This is a genomic window from Nannocystis bainbridge (assembly GCF_028368995.1).
GTDB classification, from domain to species: Bacteria; Myxococcota_A; Polyangia; order Nannocystales; family Nannocystaceae; genus Nannocystis; species Nannocystis bainbridge.
This window is the reverse complement of the sequence record NZ_JAQNDL010000003.1, coordinates 14441-32604: the sequence shown is the minus strand read 5'-3', so window position 1 is coordinate 32604 and position 18164 is coordinate 14441. Positions and strand designations below refer to the sequence as shown.

Annotated in this window: 16 protein-coding genes; 6 read left to right on the top strand and 10 right to left on the bottom strand. The window is 73.4% G+C overall.

All coding sequences use genetic code 11. From position 1 onward, the window contains the following. Nucleotides 1-199 precede the first annotated feature (199 nt). Nucleotides 200-1186, top strand: a complete 987-nt coding sequence (locus POL25_RS25660; RefSeq protein WP_272088820.1) for a hypothetical protein — start codon at nt 200-202, stop codon at nt 1184-1186. 472 nt (nt 1187-1658) lie between these two features. Beyond that, nucleotides 1659-2021, top strand: coding sequence for a hypothetical protein (locus tag POL25_RS25655; RefSeq protein WP_272088819.1), 363 nt, complete (start codon nt 1659-1661; stop codon nt 2019-2021). 92 nt (nt 2022-2113) lie between these two features. Here the strand turns inward: POL25_RS25655 and POL25_RS25650 are convergent, their stop codons facing one another. From POL25_RS25650 to POL25_RS25630, 5 genes are all read right to left on the bottom strand, one after another. After that, entirely contained in the window at nt 2114-2827 is a 714-nt protein-coding gene (locus POL25_RS25650) for an SDR family NAD(P)-dependent oxidoreductase (RefSeq protein WP_272088818.1), read from the bottom strand. Then, nucleotides 2824-3348 (bottom strand): 6-pyruvoyl trahydropterin synthase family protein, encoded by a 525-nt coding sequence (locus tag POL25_RS25645; RefSeq protein ID WP_272088817.1) that lies wholly within the window; start codon nt 3346-3348, stop codon nt 2824-2826. The genes POL25_RS25650 and POL25_RS25645 overlap by 4 nt, the downstream gene beginning before the upstream one ends. A gap of 7 nt (nt 3349-3355) precedes the next feature. Then, on the bottom strand, nt 3356-3721 hold the full coding sequence (gene queD, locus POL25_RS25640; protein WP_272088816.1) for a 6-carboxytetrahydropterin synthase QueD: 366 nt from the start codon (nt 3719-3721) through the stop codon (nt 3356-3358). A 10-nt stretch (nt 3722-3731) separates the two neighbouring features. Beyond that, nucleotides 3732-4334, bottom strand: a complete 603-nt coding sequence (gene folE, locus POL25_RS25635; RefSeq protein ID WP_506417452.1) for a GTP cyclohydrolase I FolE — start codon at nt 4332-4334, stop codon at nt 3732-3734. A 100-nt stretch (nt 4335-4434) separates the two neighbouring features. Then, nucleotides 4435-5397: a hypothetical protein gene (locus tag POL25_RS25630; protein ID WP_272088814.1), complete on the bottom strand. Its 963-nt coding sequence runs from the start codon at nt 5395-5397 to the stop codon at nt 4435-4437. 207 nt (nt 5398-5604) lie between these two features. Between POL25_RS25630 and POL25_RS25625 the strand changes: the two genes are divergently transcribed. The 4 genes from POL25_RS25625 to POL25_RS25610 all read left to right on the top strand — a co-directional run bounded on the left by POL25_RS25625 (nt 5605) and on the right by POL25_RS25610 (nt 13875). Continuing rightward, nucleotides 5605-6654, top strand: coding sequence for a pirin family protein (locus POL25_RS25625; protein WP_272088813.1), 1050 nt, complete (start codon nt 5605-5607; stop codon nt 6652-6654). Nucleotides 6655-7296: 642 nt separating this feature from the next. Beyond that, nucleotides 7297-11739: a serine/threonine-protein kinase gene (locus POL25_RS25620; protein ID WP_272088812.1), complete on the top strand. Its 4443-nt coding sequence runs from the start codon at nt 7297-7299 to the stop codon at nt 11737-11739. 656 nt (nt 11740-12395) lie between these two features. Further along, complete coding sequence (locus POL25_RS25615) at nt 12396-13211, top strand: hypothetical protein (protein WP_272088811.1); 816 nt, start codon at nt 12396-12398, stop codon at nt 13209-13211. Between the two features lie 13 nt (nt 13212-13224). Continuing rightward, complete coding sequence (locus POL25_RS25610; RefSeq protein WP_272088810.1) at nt 13225-13875, top strand: hypothetical protein; 651 nt, start codon at nt 13225-13227, stop codon at nt 13873-13875. A 90-nt stretch (nt 13876-13965) separates the two neighbouring features. On the opposite strand, the gene POL25_RS25605 is transcribed toward POL25_RS25610, so the two are convergent. The 5 genes from POL25_RS25605 to POL25_RS25585 all read right to left on the bottom strand — a co-directional run bounded on the left by POL25_RS25605 (nt 13966) and on the right by POL25_RS25585 (nt 18159). Continuing rightward, nucleotides 13966-14709: a hypothetical protein gene (locus tag POL25_RS25605; RefSeq protein ID WP_272088809.1), complete on the bottom strand. Its 744-nt coding sequence runs from the start codon at nt 14707-14709 to the stop codon at nt 13966-13968. 243 nt (nt 14710-14952) lie between these two features. Then, complete coding sequence (locus POL25_RS25600) at nt 14953-15981, bottom strand: hypothetical protein (protein WP_272088808.1); 1029 nt, start codon at nt 15979-15981, stop codon at nt 14953-14955. Nucleotides 15982-15983: 2 nt separating this feature from the next. Then, on the bottom strand, nt 15984-16550 hold the full coding sequence (locus POL25_RS25595) for a hypothetical protein (RefSeq protein ID WP_272088807.1): 567 nt from the start codon (nt 16548-16550) through the stop codon (nt 15984-15986). Between the two features lie 69 nt (nt 16551-16619). Continuing rightward, nucleotides 16620-17015: a lectin MOA-related protein gene (locus tag POL25_RS25590; protein ID WP_272088806.1), complete on the bottom strand. Its 396-nt coding sequence runs from the start codon at nt 17013-17015 to the stop codon at nt 16620-16622. 226 nt (nt 17016-17241) lie between these two features. Next, entirely contained in the window at nt 17242-18159 is a 918-nt protein-coding gene (locus POL25_RS25585) for an FHA domain-containing protein (RefSeq protein WP_272088805.1), read from the bottom strand. Between the last annotated feature and the right edge of the window lie 5 nt (nt 18160-18164).

Genomic DNA, 18164 nt, shown 5'->3' with positions numbered 1-18164 from the left:
TCGGCGCACTCGCGCGACGGCGATCGGACGATCCTGTCCGTCACGGCGAGCTGCGGCGAATGGAAGGCACGCCGTCATGAACCTCGTATGCGATCACCATGGTGCCCTGATCCTGTCCGCCGCGGGCGCGTCCTCGACCTCGCGGTGCAGCCGGTGCGGCGAATCCCTCGCTAGCCGTGAGGTTCGAGGGGCGGGCCGGATGATGGGCGCCCGCAACGAAGATTCGGTGCTGTTCTCGCTGGCCAGCCTGGGCCCGCTGGACGTCGGCCGCGTCGCGGAGGCGCCGGTACGTTTGGCGGTGGCGCGGCGGCCGGAGCCGGAGCCGGAGGACGGCTCGGGGCTGATCGACGTGCGAGCGCTCGGTGGCACGGTTCAGGCCGAACGGCCGCGGGCGGCCCGGTTCAGCGAACTGGCGGCGGGGCCGCTGCCGATCGCGCCGACGCCGGTGCGGGCGCGGGCCCGGTCGGCGCCGCCGCCGATGCCGTTGTATGTGATGATCGGGGTGGCGGCGCTCGGAATGATGGGACTGGCGGGCTTCGTGGTGACGCGCGGGGCGACGCCGGCGCCGGTGATCATCGAGCGTCACATCAGCCAGGCGCCGATGGTGGTGGCCGCGGCGCCGGAGCCAGAGGAGGCGGCGGAGGCGGCGGAGCCGGCGATCGAGGCAGTGATCCCCGTGGTCACCGCCGATGCGCCCGAGCCGCCGACGAGCAGCAAGCGACCGCGCAAGCCGGTGAACAAGCCGGCGACGCCGAGCGCCGACAAGCCCGCAGCGCCGAAGGTGGTGACGCCGGCGGCCCCGTCCGGGCCGGCGGCCGACAGCGTCGAGTGCCTGCTGGCGCCGGAGGGGTGCAAGACCAAGCCAGCGGCGCCGGTGAAGGTCGATGCGCCGGCTGTCTCTTCGGCCAGCTTGCCGGAGAAGCTCGAGCCGGGCGACATCGCCGACGGCACCCGCGCGGCCAAGGCCGCGGCGCTGGACCGCTGCCGCAGCCACGCGCGCGGCGGCGAGAAGGTGACGATCAAGCTGTCGATCGCCGGCCCGGAGGGCACGGTGCTGTCGTCGGCGCCGCAGGACGACGCGGGCAACCCGACGCTGGCGAACTGCGCGGCCGGAGAGCTGATGCGCGCGAGCTTTAAAAAGGTCAGCAAGGCGCAGATCGGGGCGGTGGCGACGCTGAAGTTCTGAACGGCGTCCGGCGGCGCGGGCGATGATTCGCTCGCGCCGCCGGGCGAGCGGCGCGATGGACCTGCCTGGAGTGGGAAGGAGTGCGCGGCGCGTGCGATGATTCGCTCGCGCCGCCGGGGCTGGCGTGACGCGGAGCGCGTGAGGGGCTGCCCGGAGCCGGAGCGCGCGGCGCGTCCACCGGGGTGCGATGATTCTCTGCCAGCGGCGCCGTCGCGGCGATGCTCCGCGGCTATCCGAACTTCATGGGGCTCGAAGCGAGCCGGCTCGCCGTCAGGACGATGCCAACGATGACCTCGAGCAGGGCGCGCGCCTTGTGCCATTCGGCCGCTCGGCTCTGTGTCGTCCTGCGGGCGGGTCGATCTCCTGCGGCCCAGGGTCGCAGCGGGGCGGGCGCCCCGCCGCTATGATCATAGCGGCTGCGACGGTTCGTCGCGGGCGCGCCGCCGAGTTCGCTCGGATATCCTCGCGGGACATGGAGACACCCGCCGTTCATCTGGTGCTGCTGGCGAAATTCGCCGGTGTGATGCTCTTCATCGCCGGCTCGGGCGCGTCGCTGCTGGCGAGGACCCGCGAGGAGCGGCGCCAGGCGACGCACCGCATCGCCTCGACCGGGCTGTTCATCACCTGGTCGGGTGGGTTCGCGCTGGCGACGCTGTCGGCGATCCCGCTGAGCGAGCTGTGGATCATGCTCGGCCTCGGGCTGTCGCTGGCGGCCCACGTGGTGGTCGTCAGCGCGGCCGAGCGCGGGGCCCGGCGGGCCCACGTGGTCGGGTTCGCGGCGCTGATCCTCGGGGTGCTGGCGGCGATGATCTTCCGCCCGGTGTTCGGGGCCTGAGCGCGCTGCCCTCACCGGCGCGTGCCTCGGTCGCGGAGGACATCGAGGCATTGCGCGGGCGAGCCGAGGCTCGGATCGTGGCGATCCGCGGCTCAGCCCTCGCGCTGGCCGAGGTTGGCGTGGATGATCGCGCCGTTCAGCGACGGTCGCTCGAGCGCGAACGCGACGATGTCGGCGACCTCCTCGGGGCTGAGGAAGCGGCCGTACGAGACCATGCCGAGCACCTGCTGGATCACCTCGGGGCCGCGCGCGCGCAGCGGGTCGAGCAGGGGCGTGTCGACGAAGCCGGGGCACACGCACACCGCGTGGATGCCGGCGCCGAACAGGTCCTGGACCGTGGCGCGCAGCAGGCCGACCAGCGCGTGCTTGGTCGCGCAATAAGTCAGGCGGCCGGGCACGCCCTTCTCCGAGAGCGTCGAGCCGATGAAGATCACCGACGAGCCGGGCGCCATGCTCGGCAGCAGGCCGGCGGTCAGCTCGGCCGGCGTGACGACGTTGACGCGCATGGCCTGCTCGCAGGCGCGGGCGTCGAAGGCGGTGACGGCGTCGGCGATCGGGAAGGCGGCGTTGTGGATCAGGTGGACGCGGCCGGGCGCGCCGAGCAGGTCGCGCACGCGGGTCATCGCGTCGGCGACCGCGGCGGCGTCGCCGAGGTCGACCGCGAGGTTGGTGACGCCGTCGACCGGACATGGCCTGCGGGACAGGTTGATGACGCAGCGGCCGTCAGCGCGCGCGCGGGCGGCGATCGCCTGGCCGATGCCGGCGCTGCCGCCGGTGAGCACGACGGTGTCGGCGGCGGCGCTCATGCGCCCCTCCGCCAGCCGGCGGCCCCGAGCTGACCCGGGCCGGACGAGACCTTGACCTCGAGGCGGTGGATCGGCGCGACCGCGAGGATCTTGCCCTCGTCGACCAGGCGGTGGCACAGGTGGCGCGCCAGCTCCTCGACGGTGATGTTGCGCAGCGGCAGCACCTGCACGTCGCTGCGCAGGAACGGGATCGTCTCGCCGGCGAATTCGGCGAACACGTAGGGGCCGTCCTCGCGCAGCGTGAGGTACGGCGAGCGGCCGGGCAGCAGCGTCCACTCGTCGAGGCTGCGGCACAGGTCGAAGGCGATGCGCTTGAACTCGCCGTAGTCGCCCATCATCCCGTTGTCGTCGAGCTCGCCGGTGATGCTGACCTGGACCGCGAAGTTGTGGCCGTGCAGCCGCTCGCGCCGGTCCTTCGAGAAGATCGTGAAGTGCCCGGCCGAGAACTTCATCGCTTCTTTGAAGAGCTCGATGGTGGTGAGCTCGGTGAACTCGGGGGCGTCGACGGTGCTGGCGGTCATCAGGGCCTCAGGTCTCGTCTTCGCCGCGGTAGATGCAGCCGCAGGTGCAGGTCTCGCGCACGCCGACCTCGCTCAGGAGCGGCAGCGACGGCTTGAGGCGGCGCCAGATCCACCGCGCCAGGTGCTCGCTGGTCGGGTTCTCCAGGCCCTCGACCTCGTTCAGATAGTGGTGGTCGAGGACCCGGTGCAGCGGCTCCCAGGCGATGTCGAGGTCGCCCAGGTCCATGATCCAGCCGGTGTCGGCGCCGACCGGGCCGCGCACGCGGATGTCGATCTCGTACGAGTGGCCGTGCAGGCGGAAGCACTTGTGACCGGGCGGGACGGCCGGCAGGCGGTGCGCGGCCTCGAAGTGGTAGACGCGGAAGATCTCCATCGGTGGCCCCTCAGAACACGACCTTGTGGCGGATGAGGTTGAGGAACTCCTGCCGCGTGTTGAGGTTGTCGCGGAACACCCCGACCATCGACGAGGTCACCGTCCACGAGTTGGGCTTCTGCACCCCGCGCATGATCATGCACATGTGGCTGGCCTCGATGACGACGCCGACGCCGTGCGGCTGCAGCACCTCCTGGATGGCCTCGGCGATCTGCCGCGTGAGCCGCTCCTGGACCTGCAGGCGGCGGGCGAACATCTCGACCACGCGGGCCAGCTTGGACAGGCCGACGACCTTGCGGTCGGGGATGTAGCCGATGTGCGCGCGGCCGATGAACGGCAGCATGTGGTGCTCGCACAGGCTGAACAGGTCGATGTCGCGGACGACCACCATCTCGTCGTGGCCGACGTCGAAGATCGCGCCGTTCAGCAGGACCTCGAGCGACTGGTCGTAGCCGCTGGTGAGGAACTGCAGCGCCTTGGCGACGCGCTCGGGCGTGCGCTCGAGGCCGTCGCGGCCAGGGTCCTCGCCGACTCCACGCAGCAGCGTGGTGACGGCTTCCATCATCGGGGGGATTACCGCGTCGGCGGAGGGACGGTCGTGGGGATCGGTCACCGGGCCTCGGAGCGTCGGAGGATAGCATCGCGGCGCGGCCGACTCCAAGGCCGACGCAGCGGGCCCGCGGGCGTGAGGATCGCGCGGGCCCGCAGCGAGCTCAGCCCACCGGCGCGGGGAAACAGGTGAACTCGATGGCGCCGTTCACGTCGCCCCAGTTGAGGTTGACCTCGAGCGCCTGGACCCCGAGCGGCGTCAGCACGCGGTTGACGCTGGCGTAGTCGGCGGCCTTGAGGTAACCGGCGAACTCCGAGCTGATGTAGGCGCCGCCGCCGTAGACGGTGACGAACTCGAGCAGCGTCTGCATCTCCTGATCGGTGGGCTGGTCGCCGTCGTCAAATTGCCCCGAGCCCTCGAGGTACATGACGATGTCGTAGTCGGCTTTGAGCTGGGCCGGGTTGCCGACGTACTGCGGGGGCAGGTGGTAGAGCGAGGATTCGCCGGGGTAGTTCCAATTGGCGGGGCCGTCGGACTCTCCCCAGCCGAACCAGAACAGCTTGGGGTTCGGGTCGGGGCTGCCGGCCAGCCATTCGCGGATCGGGCAGTCGGACTGCTCGTTGAAGGGGAGGCTGCTGTCGGCGGTGGCGATGAAGCGGCCAGGGCCGGCGTTGCCGAGCGCGTAGACGATCTCGCCGTCGAGCTCGGCGGTGGCGAACACGTTCGGGCCGAGGATCGCCAGGGTGCCCGACTGCTGCGAATCGATGGTGAGGGCACAATCGACGCACTCGGTCATGCCGACGTCCGGCATGGCCCCGAGGTCGAACTTGGCGCCGCCGCTGGTGGTGATGGGCTCGGCGGTGGTGGTCGAGGCGTCGGTGGTGGTCGGGCCGGTGGTGGCGACGGCGTCGGTGCTGGTGCCGGTGCCGTCGTCGCCGGTGGTGGTGCCGGGGGCGGTGGTGGTGCCGGGGGCGGTGGTCGAGGCGGTGGTGATGCCGGCGCTGGCGGTGACGCCGGCGCTGGCGGTGCCCGAGTCGCGGCCGTCGTCGCTGCAGGCCGCCAGCAGGCCCACGGCGGCGCCGACGAGGCGGCAGAGCTGGGGGCCAGAGAAGGTCATTTTACGCATGGCGGGCACAGTACGCGCCGCCCGGGCCCGTCACAAGCCGCCGCGCCGGCTGCGCGAGAGGGGCGGCCGCGGGCCTCGCGGGACCGCGCTGGAACGCGCGCGGACGGGTGTACGGGCCGCTGCAGGCCACTGTTGTCGGAGCTGGAACAGTGCGTTGCACTGTCCTGGGTTACGCGGGCGCGCGCCGGGCTTCATACTCGCGGGGTGATGCGCGAGCAAGACCCGTCCTCCCCCTCGAACGCCTCCGCCGTGCTGGGCACGATCCCGCTCGGGGCCCCGCCGTGGCCGACGCTCGACCCGTTCCTGTTCTGCGTCCACCACGACGACGCGTACCCGGCGGGCAACGAGGCGCTCGGGCCGGCGGCGTCGCTGGCAGGTCGCGACATCGGCCACGATTTCGCCGGCGTCGACGGCTGGCGCATGTACCACGGCGACGTGGTGCCCGGATTCCCGGCCCACCCGCACCGCGGGTTCGAGACGGTGACGATCGTGCGCCGCGGGCTGATCGATCACAGCGATTCGCTGGGGGCGGCGGCGCGGTTCGGCGGCGGGGACGTGCAATGGCTGACGGCCGGGGCGGGCATCGTGCACTCGGAGATGTTCCCGCTGCTCGAGCGCGAGGGGCCGAATCCGGCGGAGCTGTTCCAGATCTGGCTCAACCTGCCGCGCGCGAACAAGCTGGCGCCGCCGCACTTCTCGATGCTGTGGCGCGAGTCGATCCCGACGCACGTGGCAGTCGACGCGGAGGGCCGGCGCACGGAGGTGACGGTGGTGGCGGGGCAGTTCGCGGAGGCGCGGCCGCCGGCCCCGCCGCCGCACTCGTGGGCGGCGCGGGCCGACGCGGACGTGGCGATTGCGACGATCCGCCTGGCACCGGGGGCCCGCTTCACGCTGCCCGCGGCGGCGCCGGGGTCCCATCGCGCGCTGTATTTCTTCGCCGGCGAGGCGCTGCGGGCGGCGGGTGTCGCGGTGGAGGTGGGTCATCGCATTCAGCTGCGCGCCGAGGCGACGGTCGAGCTCGAGAACGGGGCGGCGGCGAGCGAGCTGCTGCTGCTGCAAGGGCGACCGATCGGCGAGCCGGTGGCGGCGTACGGGCCGTTCGTGATGAACTCGCAGGCGGAGATCCAAAAGGCGTTCACCGACTACCAGCGGACCCGCTTCGGCGGCTGGCCGTGGGGCAGCTCCGGGCCGGTGCACGCGCGCGAGGAGGGGCGCTTCGCGGTGCACGCGGACGGGCGCAAGGAGCGGCCGGTGTGAGGGTGACAGCATGGTTCACGCGGGTCGATGCGGGCATCGGCGACACGCCTCGTGCCGTGGGCCGCTTCACGAGAATACCGCTTGCTCGGAGCCGGCCGCCCGGCTCAAGCCATCCTATACGTGCTGTGAGGGCGAGTCTCGCGGCACGGGGGGCGAGTCGACGGCGCGAGCGTCTCTGGTGAATCGCCCGCGAGTCTGACGAGAATGGTGGCACTCTCGCTGCGGGGATTTGGGGGCGATGGTGCGTCGCTACGGAATCGTCGCGGCGACTCGTATGATTGTAGTTCGCGGGGCTTGCTGGCAGATGCAACGTCCGCCGGTTTTGGCTTGAAACGAAGGAACTCACGGCGAGAGCCGCGTCCGGCTGGATACGGGCGGGGACAGGGGCGGCGGCTGGGTTGTCATCAGGGTTTGCCGGTGGCCGGTGCGGGGTTGCAAGTGTCCGGTCGCGCGGGGGGACGCGTGGTCATTCGTCCGCGGCGAATGTGTGCCGGCGGGGCGAGGACCTTGCGGAGGAATTCATGGGACTGCGGGCGCGCGCTGCGAGGAGTCCTCTGCGTCCGGGCGGTGACTCGCGCTGGCGCGCACCCGTTGCCGGAGGATCGGCGTCGGAGCGCGGCGATGTCGGGGCATACTCGCCACGTGGCCGGGGACGAACCGCTGCGCACGCTCAGCCAGGCGCCCGGCCAGGCGCTGGCCGAGACGTGGGACGGGTCGCAGGACGGAGGGCCGCTGGGCAGCGGGCCGCGCGGGCCGGCCGAGTCGTCGCCGACTTCGCCGCAGCTCGGCCGCTACCGGCTGCTGCGCGTGCTCGGGCAGGGGGGAGTCGGGGTGGTCCACGCCGCCTACGACGACGTGCTCGACCGCGTCGTCGCGCTCAAGATGCTGCGCACCGACTGCAGCAGCGCGGCGGTGGTGGGGCGGTTCATCCGCGAGGCCAAGGCGCTGGCCCGCGTGTCGCACCTCAACATCGTCCAGATCTACGACGTGAGCACCTCGGCGGGGCGGGTGTTCCTGGCGATGGAGTACGTGCGCGGGCGGACGCTGCGCCAGCAGCTGGCGGAGGTCGAGCCGGAGGCGACGTATTCGCGGATCGTCGAGCTGTTCGTGGCGGCCGGGCGCGGCCTGGCGGAGGTGCACCGGGCCGGGCTGGTCCACCGCGACTTCAAGCCCGACAACGTGATGGTCGGCGAGGACGGGCGGGTCCTGCTGCTGGATTTCGGGCTGGTGGGCGACGACGGCACCGAGGCGGCCCCCGATCCGGACGACCGCCGCATGGCCTCGCTCGACCTGACCGCGACCGGCAGCGTGCTCGGGACGCCGGCGTACATGGCCCCCGAGCAGCACCGCGGGGCCCGGGCCGACGCGCGCAGCGACGTGTTCAGCTTCTGCGCCTCGCTGTACGAGGCGCTGTACGGCGAGCGGCCGTTCGCCGCCGCCAGCTACGAGACGCTGCGCGCCGCGTCGCTGGCCGGCGCGGTGCGGCCGCCCGCGCACGCGCAGGTGCCGGCGTGGCTGCGGGCGGTGGTGCTGCGCGGGCTGCGGGTCGACCCGGAGCGGCGCTGGCAGACGATGTCGCAATTGCTGGCGGCGCTGGCGGCCGACCCGGCGGTGCGCCGGCGGGTGCGGCTGCGGCGGGCCGGGCTGGCGCTGGCGATCGCCGCGGTGACGCTGGTCGCCACGTTGGCGGCGCTGCACCTGCGGCGCACGTGGACCCGCGAGCGCATCGAGGATTTGGCGGCCGAGCACCTGGCGGCGGTCGCCGGCGAGGCCGACCCGGAGCGCGCGGCGGCGGCCTTCCAGGCGTTCCTCGACGACCCGGCGCACCAGGGCACGCAGGCGCTGGTGCGGGCCTGGCAGCAGCGCGGCGACCGGCGCCACGCCGCGGGCGAGCGCGAGGGGGCGCTGGCCGACTACGCCCGCGCCTACGCCGACGCGACCGCGCCCGCCGACGCCCACGCGGCTCTGCGGCGGATCGCCGAGCTCCACCTCGAGGGCTGGGACACGGCCGCGCTGACGCGGGTGGTCCAGGCGCTGCCGGACGCGCCCGGCGACCCGCAGGACCACGCGCTGCACTTCCACGCGGCGCTGCGCCGGCGCGACCTGCCGGCCGCGGTGGAGCTGCTGGGCGAGGCGGCGCCGGCCCGGCTGGCCGCGGTGCGGCCGCTGCTGCAGCACCTGGCGCGGGCCCGGGCGATCGACACCAGCGCGAGCGGGGCGGTCGCGCTGCCGCCAGGCGGGCCGTGGCGCGCGGCGGTGATCGACGCCGGCGGCAGCGGCGTGGTGCTGCTCGACGAAGCGCTGCAGCCGGGGCCGCGCTGGCAGGCCGAGGCGAGGGTCTACCTGGCGAACGGGGCGGCGCCGTGGGGGGTGACGTTCCGCCAGGGCAGCGCCGCGCTGCTCGACCTGCGCGCGCCGCAGGAGCCGCTGGCGCGCTTCCCCGCGGCGGCCGAGCTGCTGCCGCGCGGGATCGTCGACGCCGACGGCGACGGCGGGCCCGAGCTGTACTTCGAGTACCGCTGGCCGCTGCGGGGCTTCCACGCGGTCGAGGCCGACGGCGCCGCGCCGCGCGAGGCCCACCCGGCCAGCGCGCGGAACGGCTCCGATCTCGAGGATCTGATCGCGGGTGACCTCGACGGCGACGGCGTGCAGGAGATCGTGGCCGCGTTCGGGCCGCCGCGTGCCTTCGATCTGCGGGTGTTTCACGCCGACGACGACGGGCAACTGCAGCTGGTCGGCCGGCGCCAGTTCGGGTGGGTCCAGAGCCTGGGCCTGCTGCGGCGGCCGGACGGCGAGCTGGTGCTGGTGGCCGTGCGCGACGGGCTCGGCGTCAACGCCGACGTGTTCCCCGAGCCGCCGCACATCGGCGAGGCGCCCGGCGTGCACCTGCTGCGCTGGGACGGCGCCGCGCTGGTGACGGCCTCGCACATGCCGCCGCCGGAGGGGCTCGCGCTCGAGCTGCGCGACGGGGTGCTGATCGCGGCCGACCTCGACGGCGACGCGCGCGAGGAGCTGGCGCTGCCGATCCGCGGCGGGGGGCTGATCCACACCCTGCTGATCCACCAGGGCGACGACGGCGAGCTGCTGCCGCTGGTGCTCGGCCACGGCGCGCCGCTGGCGGCGGTGCGCGCCGGCGACGGGCCGGGGCGCGCGCTGCTGCTGGCCGACGACCACCACGCGCTGTGGGGGCTCGGGGTCGGCGACGTCGCGCTGCCGCCCGCGCCGACCCCGGCGCCCGCGTCCGCGCCCCCGCCGGCCGGCCTCGACGACGAGCTGCTGCGCGACCGCTGGACCCGCGCCGACGAGCTGGCCGCCGGCGGGCTGCCGGCCAGCGCCGCCGAGGTCCTGCGCGCGGCGGCGCCGCTGGTCGCCGACGAGGCGGTGCGCCGGCGCTTCACCGACCGGGCCGCGGCCCTGCACGCGGTCGCCGGCCAGGCCGAGGAGGCGCTCGCGCTCGACCGCGGCAGCCTCGACGACCCCGAGCTGGCCCCGGCCGCGTGGCTGCGGCGCGCCGAGCTGCTGACCGAGCTCGGTCGCCACCGCGAGGCGCTGGAGGCGGCCCGCCGGCTCGAGGCGCACCCGCGGCGCAGCCCGGCCCAGGCGGCGGCGGCGAGCGACGTGGTGGGCCGCCTGGCGCCGCTGCTCGACGCCCGCGAGTCGGTCGAGCTGCGCTTCGCCGGCGGCGCGCTCGACCCGGCGTGGCGGCTCGAGCGGCCGGCGGCGCTGCGGCTCGACCCGCTGTCGGGCGGCCTGCAGGTCGACGCGCTCGGGGCCCAGACCCGACTGGCGACCCTGCCGGTGCGCTGGGACGGCGGCCCGCTCGAGCTCGAGCTCGAGCTCGAGGTGACCCACGCCGAGTACCACACCGACCTGCGGGTCGCGCTCCACGACGCCGACGGCCAGCCGCTGCTCGGCGTCGGCGTCAACGCCCGCGGCGACCGCCGCTACCGCGACCACGGCACCCACTGCCTGCCGGTCGCTCGCGAGCGGCGAGAGCTGACCTCCCGCCAGGTGGCGACCGCCGCCACCCGCCGCCGCGTGATCGTGCGCGCGACCTACTTCCCCGACCGCGACGCGACCCTGTGCGCCGCCGAGGACGACGGCCTGCGCGCGCTCGCGGAGCACCGCGCCACCGCCAGGCCGGCCGCGGGCCGCTACACCCTCGTGCTCGGCCACGAGGGCGACGTGTTCGCGCCCAACCGGATCGTCGCCGAGATCCGCCGGATCTCCTTGCACGGGGCCCGGATCGACGCACCGACCGCGGACGACGGCCAACTCGACGGGCCGAGCGAGGACGACGAACCCGCCGCCGACCGGCTCGACGCGCCGAGCGAGGACGACGAACCCGCGGCCCGCGCGGCCCGGGCGCTGGTCGGCGGCGAGCCGCTGGCGGCGCTGGCGGCCCTCGGCGACCGGGCAGGCGCTTCGCCCCGCCACGCCCTGCTGGCGCTGCTGGCCCACGACGCGCTGCAGGACGTGGCCGGCATGACCCGCATGGCCGCGCTGGCGCTGCCGGGGCTCGACGACGCCGATGCGCTGCACCTGCTGCGGACCCGCCCCGGCCTGGCGCCGACGCTGCGCGCAGCCGTGGGACCGCGCGAGCTGGAGCTGCTGGCCGCGACCTGGCCGGTGCTGGCCCGCCATCACGTCGACGACCCGATGGTGCAGCAGGCGATGCTGGCGGCGCTGGCGGGGGTGGAAGCCCTGGCCGCGCCCGACGCGGCGGCGCGCCAGGCCCTGCGGGCCCTGCTGCACGGCCGGGCGATGATCTACCGCGAACTCGGCGCCACCACGCTGGCCCGCCGCGACTTCGAGGCGGCCCTGGCAGCCCTCGGGGATGAGCCGGGCGACGCCAGCGGACCGCAGCAAGCCGACGCCGACGGGCCAGAGCGCGCAGAGACGCACCTGGCGCTGGCGCTGCTGCTGGCCGAGGTCGACCCGGCCGCCGCGCTGATCCACGCAGGGCAGGCTGTCGCCAGCGACCCTGCACCGGAGCTGGTGCGCGACCGCCTGCGCCGCGAGCCGGCGTTCGCGTCGCGGATGAGCGAGGACCCGGCGTGGCAATCGCTGCTCGGGGAGCGGTGATTCGGGGCTGGTGGCATTCGTGCTTGAACGGTGATTACTCGAGTCTCACCAATTGGGGCGCTGCCTGTGAGGAGCATTCGGGATCGCTCGTGACCTCGGTAGCTGCTCGTGGACCGCTGATTCTCGCGGCGGTCCTGCTATCATTCGCGCCCCGGGGCTCGGGGGTGCGCCCGGGTATTCTGCGAAGCGCGATATGGCGGCGCATTCGCCCCGCTCACCGGCGAGCGGGATGGTATGTCGAGAGCAGGACGCTAAGTGGGCCACCCGCGGCGCGAGAAATGAAAATAGAGCGGGTCCCATCGCTTCTCGTTGAATCACCGATGTGTCGTGCGTGCGACGATGCACTGTCCACCCAGATAATTGCTCCCGCCGTTTGGCGGGCTCACGGAGCATCGCGCGGGCCCGTGGTCTCTGAACCATCGGCACCTCGTCTTCGACTCGCACCGGCGCTCGACGTCCCCGCTCGCGGCTTGCAGCCGCAAGGCGGGCCCGGCGCGCGGCGTCCGACGGTGCCAGCCCCGCCCCCTGGAGTGGCACATCGGGTCGCCCGCTCGCCGGCCTGAGCCCGCTTCGCTGCATGCCGAGCCAATCGCGGGGTGATGCCGCCGCCGCTCGCAGCCATTGCCTTGTTGGCGCTCCTCGGTCACGTGCCCGTCATGTCTCTCGCTTTGCTCCGCACCTGCCGGGCCGCGCGCTTCGCGTTCGGCGCTGCCTGTTCGCTCATCGTGGCCCCCGCGGCGGCCAGGGCCTCCGCGCCGCTCGCCGGAGCGGTGCCGACCGAATTTTGCGACGACACGCTCGCGCGCCTCGGCGAGGTCGCCGGATCCCTCGGCTATATCCTCGAAGCCGGCAGCTCCGGCTTCACGGGAGACAGAGCTTCGAGCAGCCTCCGTTGCGTGTGCTTCGCGGGCCAGGTAGCGATCGAGCTGGCCGAGCCCGACGCGAGCGTCAATGTCACGTTCACGCGCGACCGTGCGGTGTTCGGCCTCGAGATCGCGGGTCAGTTCTCCGGGGTGGGCAGCATCCACCACGCCGCGATGCTCGACGGGACCGGCGACCTGCCGGTCGGGTCGCTCCACTTCGCGGCCGATACGACCGATGTGGCGGCCCGCGTCGAGGTCGATCTCGCGGGCGAGGTGTTGGCGGCGGATGGCGACGCCGCCCTCGTCAACGAGCGCTACGCGCCTGCCCTGGCCGCCTCGGCCGCGTGGCAGGACGCGTACGCGTTGACGCTCGCGCTCGCCGACATGGGCGAACTGGGCCTCGAGGTGGCGACGACCGTCGCGGTCCCGAGCCCGCGCTGGTGGGGCGTCAAGAAGAGTATCACCAATCAGGCGTTCACGTGCGGGGGTGCTGCCATTACTTGCACCGCCGCCGCGGCCGGGTTCATGCCTGCGGCAGGCAGCTGTGTCCACGGCGCAGGAGTGTGCGCCCTCTCTGTCGCGTGTTCGATCGTGAGCTGTCTCGACTGAGGAAGCTCGCAACGTGCAACCCGTTCATGTTCCGTCGTCGCCTCGCGCTCTCCTGGACCGGCCGCAGCGGCTCGGCCTCGTCCCGACGTGGTGGTTCTGGAATGACCCTGAGCGGTATCGCCTCGCGCTCCCGCTCGTGCTGCTGCTGTCGCTGCCGCTGATTCCGCTGACGTTCTTCCTCGTCATCCGGTTTCAGCTCCACTTCTTGCTGATCGCCGTGAGCAGCACCTTCCCGCCGTACGTGGCTCTCGGACTCATCGAGCGCCACATCCGGAGCGAGCTCCGTCGCCGCGAACTCGCCGGGGCCGAGGTCGGCGAAGCGCTCGACCAGGCGAGCCCGCCCGACCTGATCACGTCCCCGTCGGGCCGCCGGCTTTATTGGGTGCTGGCAGCATTCGGGGGCGTGGCCACGGCCGTCGCCGTGGGCCAGGTCTGGGGCGCCCTCGCTGCCGCGCTGACCGTGCTGATTCTGGCGCTGCTCATCGCCGCTGCGCGGCATTTATCGCCTCGGACCCCGGGCGCTCGCCTCCGACGCGGCCGCTGCGTCCATGCTCGCGCGTCCGTCCCAGACAGGAGAAGCATCTCCGGCCCCCGCGGCACTGCGATCCTCGCGGGTACGGTGAATCAGTCGCCCGGCGATGGCGCTGCCTCGTCATTGCCCTGAACCGCTCGCGCGTCCGTCCCAGCCAGGAGCAGCATCTCCGGCCCCCGCGGCACCGCGACCCTCGCGGGTGCAGTGAATCAGTCAACTCGGCTACGGCGCTGCCTTGTCGTTGCGCTGAACCAGCGCTGCTTCGAAGAACTGGCGCTCGTCGTTGTCGGACCGCGGCGGAGACACGGAGAGACTCGCCGGGACCAGCACGCGCACGCCGCTGAGCAGCTCGTATTCGCCAGGACAGCCGTGGCAGGCCGGGTGGGAGCGCACCTTGGTGCCCGGGGCGACGGCAGTCGCTACGGCGGCGCTCGTCTGCAAGACGGCTGGACGAACCAGGGCGTCACCGAGCTTGCAGGCCGGGCCGGTCGGCTCGCCGAGCGACAGCGCCGGGCGCGACACCAGCGCGGCGAGAGCGGCGAGCGCGTGGTCCTGCATCGTCGTGGGGCAGAATTGCGGGAGCGCCGGTTGCACCTCGTCGGCGCCCTGGATCGCGTAGGTGCCTGGCTCCGGACCCGGGACGATCGTGAGTGTCGTGTTCGCATGCGCGATTACATCGTGGCCCTCGTATTCGTCGCCGATCCAGATGCGAACCGCGCTGCAACGCGCTCCGGTCTCGTAGTCCCAGCTCTTGAATTCCTCCAGATCTCCGGACCACGTCGCGCGGGCGTAACGCTCGGGCACCGAGCCGCCGTCGCCCTGAAAAAACAGGGTTGCGATCACCGCGGGCGCGTCGTCGGGCCCGATGGCGCTGCAGAACAAGGGCCTTTGCGAGACGCGCACGCTGACCGCGAGCCTGTCGCGGGTGCCGTTGACGAGGCTCAGGTCGGCCGGCCGCGGAACCATCGAATTCATACACTGGCCGCCGCCGTCCGTGCGCGTACCGCGAGGGCACGGCCATGGACAACCGACGAGGAACATCATGCAGGCAAGGACGAGAAGGCCCCTCATGGACCCCGACAACGCCACGCCCTCATCCGCGCTTACACGCAGCCACACAGCGCATCGCGCGATCGCGTGCTCCGTGGTCAGCCTCGATTGCGTGGCTCCGGCGATCGCGGTCTCTCGTGACACCGCGTCTCCGCGCCATCACAGCAGCGTGTAGCGGGGGAAGATCGCCAGGTATGCCTTGGCCTGCAGGCGCTCGCCCTCGACCGTCAGCTTGACGTAGAACTGGCGGTGCACGGCGACGCGCCACGGCGTGCTCGGCAGCGACACCGTCGTGTGGCCCCACCACGCGCTCAGCAGCGCCGCCGCCTTGGCCGTGCCGCAGGCGCCTTCGGCGGCCAGCGCCGCGAACGTGCGCTGCCAGGCCGGGAATTCGGCCGGGCCGCGGGCCACGTAGGCCTCGAGGCCGAGGGTCGGGCGGAGCGCGTCGCCGATGGCGAGCTGGACCCCGACCTGGCGGAACTCGTCGCCGACGATCGCCAGCGCCCGCGCGGCCGCGACGAGGTCGCCGGGCCAGGCGATCCGGCGCAGCCAGGCCGGCACGTCGCGCGCCAGCAGGGCGAAGTGGACCCGCAGGTCGTCGCCGCCGCGGTGCGGGGTGGCGGCGACGTGCAGGGTGCGGCCGGCGGCGGGCAGGGCCTCGGCGGCGCGCCGCAGCGAATCGATGCACATGGCCGATGGGGCATGTCCCAGGAGCAATGTCGCCCCGCGGGCCGCGGCGGCCAGGGCCGCGGGCAGCGGCGGCGGCTCGGCGTCGCGGTGGGCGCGGAAGGTGTTGGCGCAGGCCGGGTCGAGGCAGAGGAACGCGAACCCGGCCGGCGGCCCGGGGTCGACGAAGTCGAACTCGAGCCACACCGACGGGCTATCTTTGAGGACATGCTCTTCGGGCCATGCGCGCACCAGCGCCGCCGGGCCCGCGCCGCACAGCCCGGGGTCATCGGCGAGCGCCGCGAGCAGGGCGTCGCGGCCGCCGTCCCACACCTCGCAGCAGCCGGCGAAATCGACCCGTGAATCGCCGTCGCCGAGCCGGCACTCGAAGCCGAGCCAGTTGAACGCCGGCGGCAGCCGCCGCGACCAAGCGGCGATCGCCCCCAGCTGCGCCGGAGCGACCAGCGCGGCCGGCACGTGCGGCAGCACGGCGGCCAGGACCTCGTGCGGGACGGGCGGCACGCTCAGGCCCCGCGCACCGCGAGGGTGCCGAACCAGCGCGCGACCTTGCGGTACGGCGGCGGCTGCAGCCGCGTGACGGCGACCTCGACGTGGTAGTCGCCGGGCTCGGCGAAGCAGGCGACGCAGTGGAAGGTGACCGCCTCGACCGGCGGCGGCGGCACGTGGATCGGCCGCTTCACGATCCCGTGGACGACGGCGCGCCCGCTGCGGAACACGACCTCGACCGCGAACGGCTTGCCGGCCATGAGCGCGTCGGGCGGGTCGACCGCGATCGTGATCTGCAGGGGGACGGGCGCACCGGCGACGACGACTTCGGGCACGACGCTGCGGATCGTCAGGGTCGGGCCCGGCCACATCAGGGCCGGCGGCGGGACTTCCTTGATCGTGCGCAGGGCGTCGACGACCCCGACGGGCAGCAGGGCGACGATGGCCTCCGGCAGCTCCAACAGGGCCGAGTAGTCGGCGGGCGCGACGGCGTAATCGTCGAGCACCGCGGCGGGGTCGTTGGCGAAGCGGTCGCGGACGCCGGCGGCGTCGCGGGCGAAGTCGGTCAGGAGATACAGCAACACGTAATAAGAGTACCCTCTGGCGTGAGTCCGGCAGTTACCGCGCGATTACAGCCAATGTCGCTACTCCACTCACACGAGGAGCAGGCCGACGCCCCCGAGGCAGCGCTCGAACGGGTAGATGTCGTCGGTCATCGGCTCGATGAACCACACGGACTCGTCGCTGGTGACGGCCCAGTTGACCGCGTGGGCCTCGCTCGTCATCCAGTCGAACCGGCCCCACGCCAGCCCGACGCACAGGCCGTAGCGCAGCTCGCCGGTGTCGTAGGCGTGGGCCGTCATCTCGCCCTTGATCGCGTAGGCGAAATCGTCGCAGTCGTAGCGCTCGATCAGGTGGGCCCGGCGGTCGGCCTGGCTCTCGCGCAAGATGAGCGCCAGCTCGCGCCGCGCCGGCAAATAATAGCAGCTGTCGCCGAAGCGCAGCAGCGCCGCCGCGGTCAGGCGCCCGCCCAGGGTCGCGCGAATCAATCGATCGAGCCACTGGGTGGTGACAATTCGGCCCGGGGCCCCCGGAAGGGCGGCGGACGCGGCTTCGTCTACAGATATCGCCGCGCCCGCCGCGATCCGGGTCCCCGCCAGTCGACCGCGCGCGGATAAATAGGGAGTGCTCATCGACCGGCCCGATTCGCCGGGCCAACCTCGCACGACCCCGGCGGGCTGTACATTACCCGGGCGTTACGACCGGGGGCCCCGCTCACACCCGCACGATCTCGACCTGCGCCGCCCCGAGCCGCAGCTGCCGCGTGCCCTTGCGCCGCTCGACCAGGCGGGCCGCGTCGGCCACCCCGGCCTGCCCGAGCTGGGCGCGGCTGCGATGAATGCTGATGTTGAGGTGGCCCGGCTCGATCTTCAGCATCGCCAGCAGCTTGTCCTGGTGCACCCAACCCTGCTCGGGCTCGGCGACCCCGCGCTGCTGGTCGGCCAGGCGCGCGCGCGCCAGGAGCAGCAGCGGATAGTGGTGCGCGCGGGCCTGGAGGTCGATGCGGCGCTCGCCGGCGAGGGCCAGAAGCTCGACGTACTCCTCGTCCGAGCTGTGCGAGAACCGCAGCCGAAGGTCGGCGACGCAGAGGTCCGATGCGTGCTCTTCCCAGGTGCCCGAGCCGCCGGTGGGCAGGTGCACGCGCCACATCTCGCCGCGGACCAGGACCACGGCGCGGTCGCCCACCTCGGTCAGCTCGCCGTGGCGCTCGCCGACCCACCGCTCGGGCCCGTCGGGGTACAGCAGCAGCTCGGGCGAGTCGTCGTCGGGCAGCGCGAGCAGCCCGGCCTCGGCGATCCGGATCCGCCCGCTGTCGAGGTGGATCGCCATCGGCCGCGGCGGGGCGTCGTCGACGAACTCGAATGCGCCCGCCTCGCGGCCGAAGCGGAGCACCAGGCCGCGCCGCAGCGGCACCCGCTCGCCGAACGCCAGCCGGTGCTCGCCGACGATGGTGCCGTTGCGGCTGCCCAGGTCCTGCAGCTCCCACACCGCGCCGGTCCATTGCACGATCGCGTGCTGGCTCGAGACGTCGCGGGCCGCGAGGATCAGGTCGCACGCGCGCGAGCGGCCGACCAGGCAGCGGGCGGGGAGCAGCTCTTCCCGCCCCGTATCGAGGCCCAGGAGCGCTCCCACGGACA

Excerpts from the sequence above, each read along its gene's own strand:
- queD (WP_272088816.1), bottom strand. The coding sequence starts at position 3,721 with ATGGAGATCTTCCGCGTCTACCACTTCGAGGCCGCGCACCGCCTGCCG.
- POL25_RS25625 (WP_272088813.1), top strand. The coding sequence starts at position 5,605 with ATGCGCGAGCAAGACCCGTCCTCCCCCTCGAACGCCTCCGCCGTGCTG.
- POL25_RS25645 (WP_272088817.1), bottom strand. The coding sequence starts at position 3,348 with ATGACCGCCAGCACCGTCGACGCCCCCGAGTTCACCGAGCTCACCACC.
- POL25_RS25655 (WP_272088819.1), top strand. The coding sequence starts at position 1,659 with ATGGAGACACCCGCCGTTCATCTGGTGCTGCTGGCGAAATTCGCCGGT.
- POL25_RS25660 (WP_272088820.1), top strand. The coding sequence starts at position 200 with ATGATGGGCGCCCGCAACGAAGATTCGGTGCTGTTCTCGCTGGCCAGC.
- POL25_RS25605 (WP_272088809.1), bottom strand. The coding sequence starts at position 14,709 with ATGGTTCCGCGGCCGGCCGACCTGAGCCTCGTCAACGGCACCCGCGAC.
- POL25_RS25630 (WP_272088814.1), bottom strand. The coding sequence starts at position 5,397 with ATGCGTAAAATGACCTTCTCTGGCCCCCAGCTCTGCCGCCTCGTCGGC.
- POL25_RS25615 (WP_272088811.1), top strand. The coding sequence starts at position 12,396 with ATGTCTCTCGCTTTGCTCCGCACCTGCCGGGCCGCGCGCTTCGCGTTC.
- POL25_RS25650 (WP_272088818.1), bottom strand. The coding sequence starts at position 2,827 with ATGAGCGCCGCCGCCGACACCGTCGTGCTCACCGGCGGCAGCGCCGGC.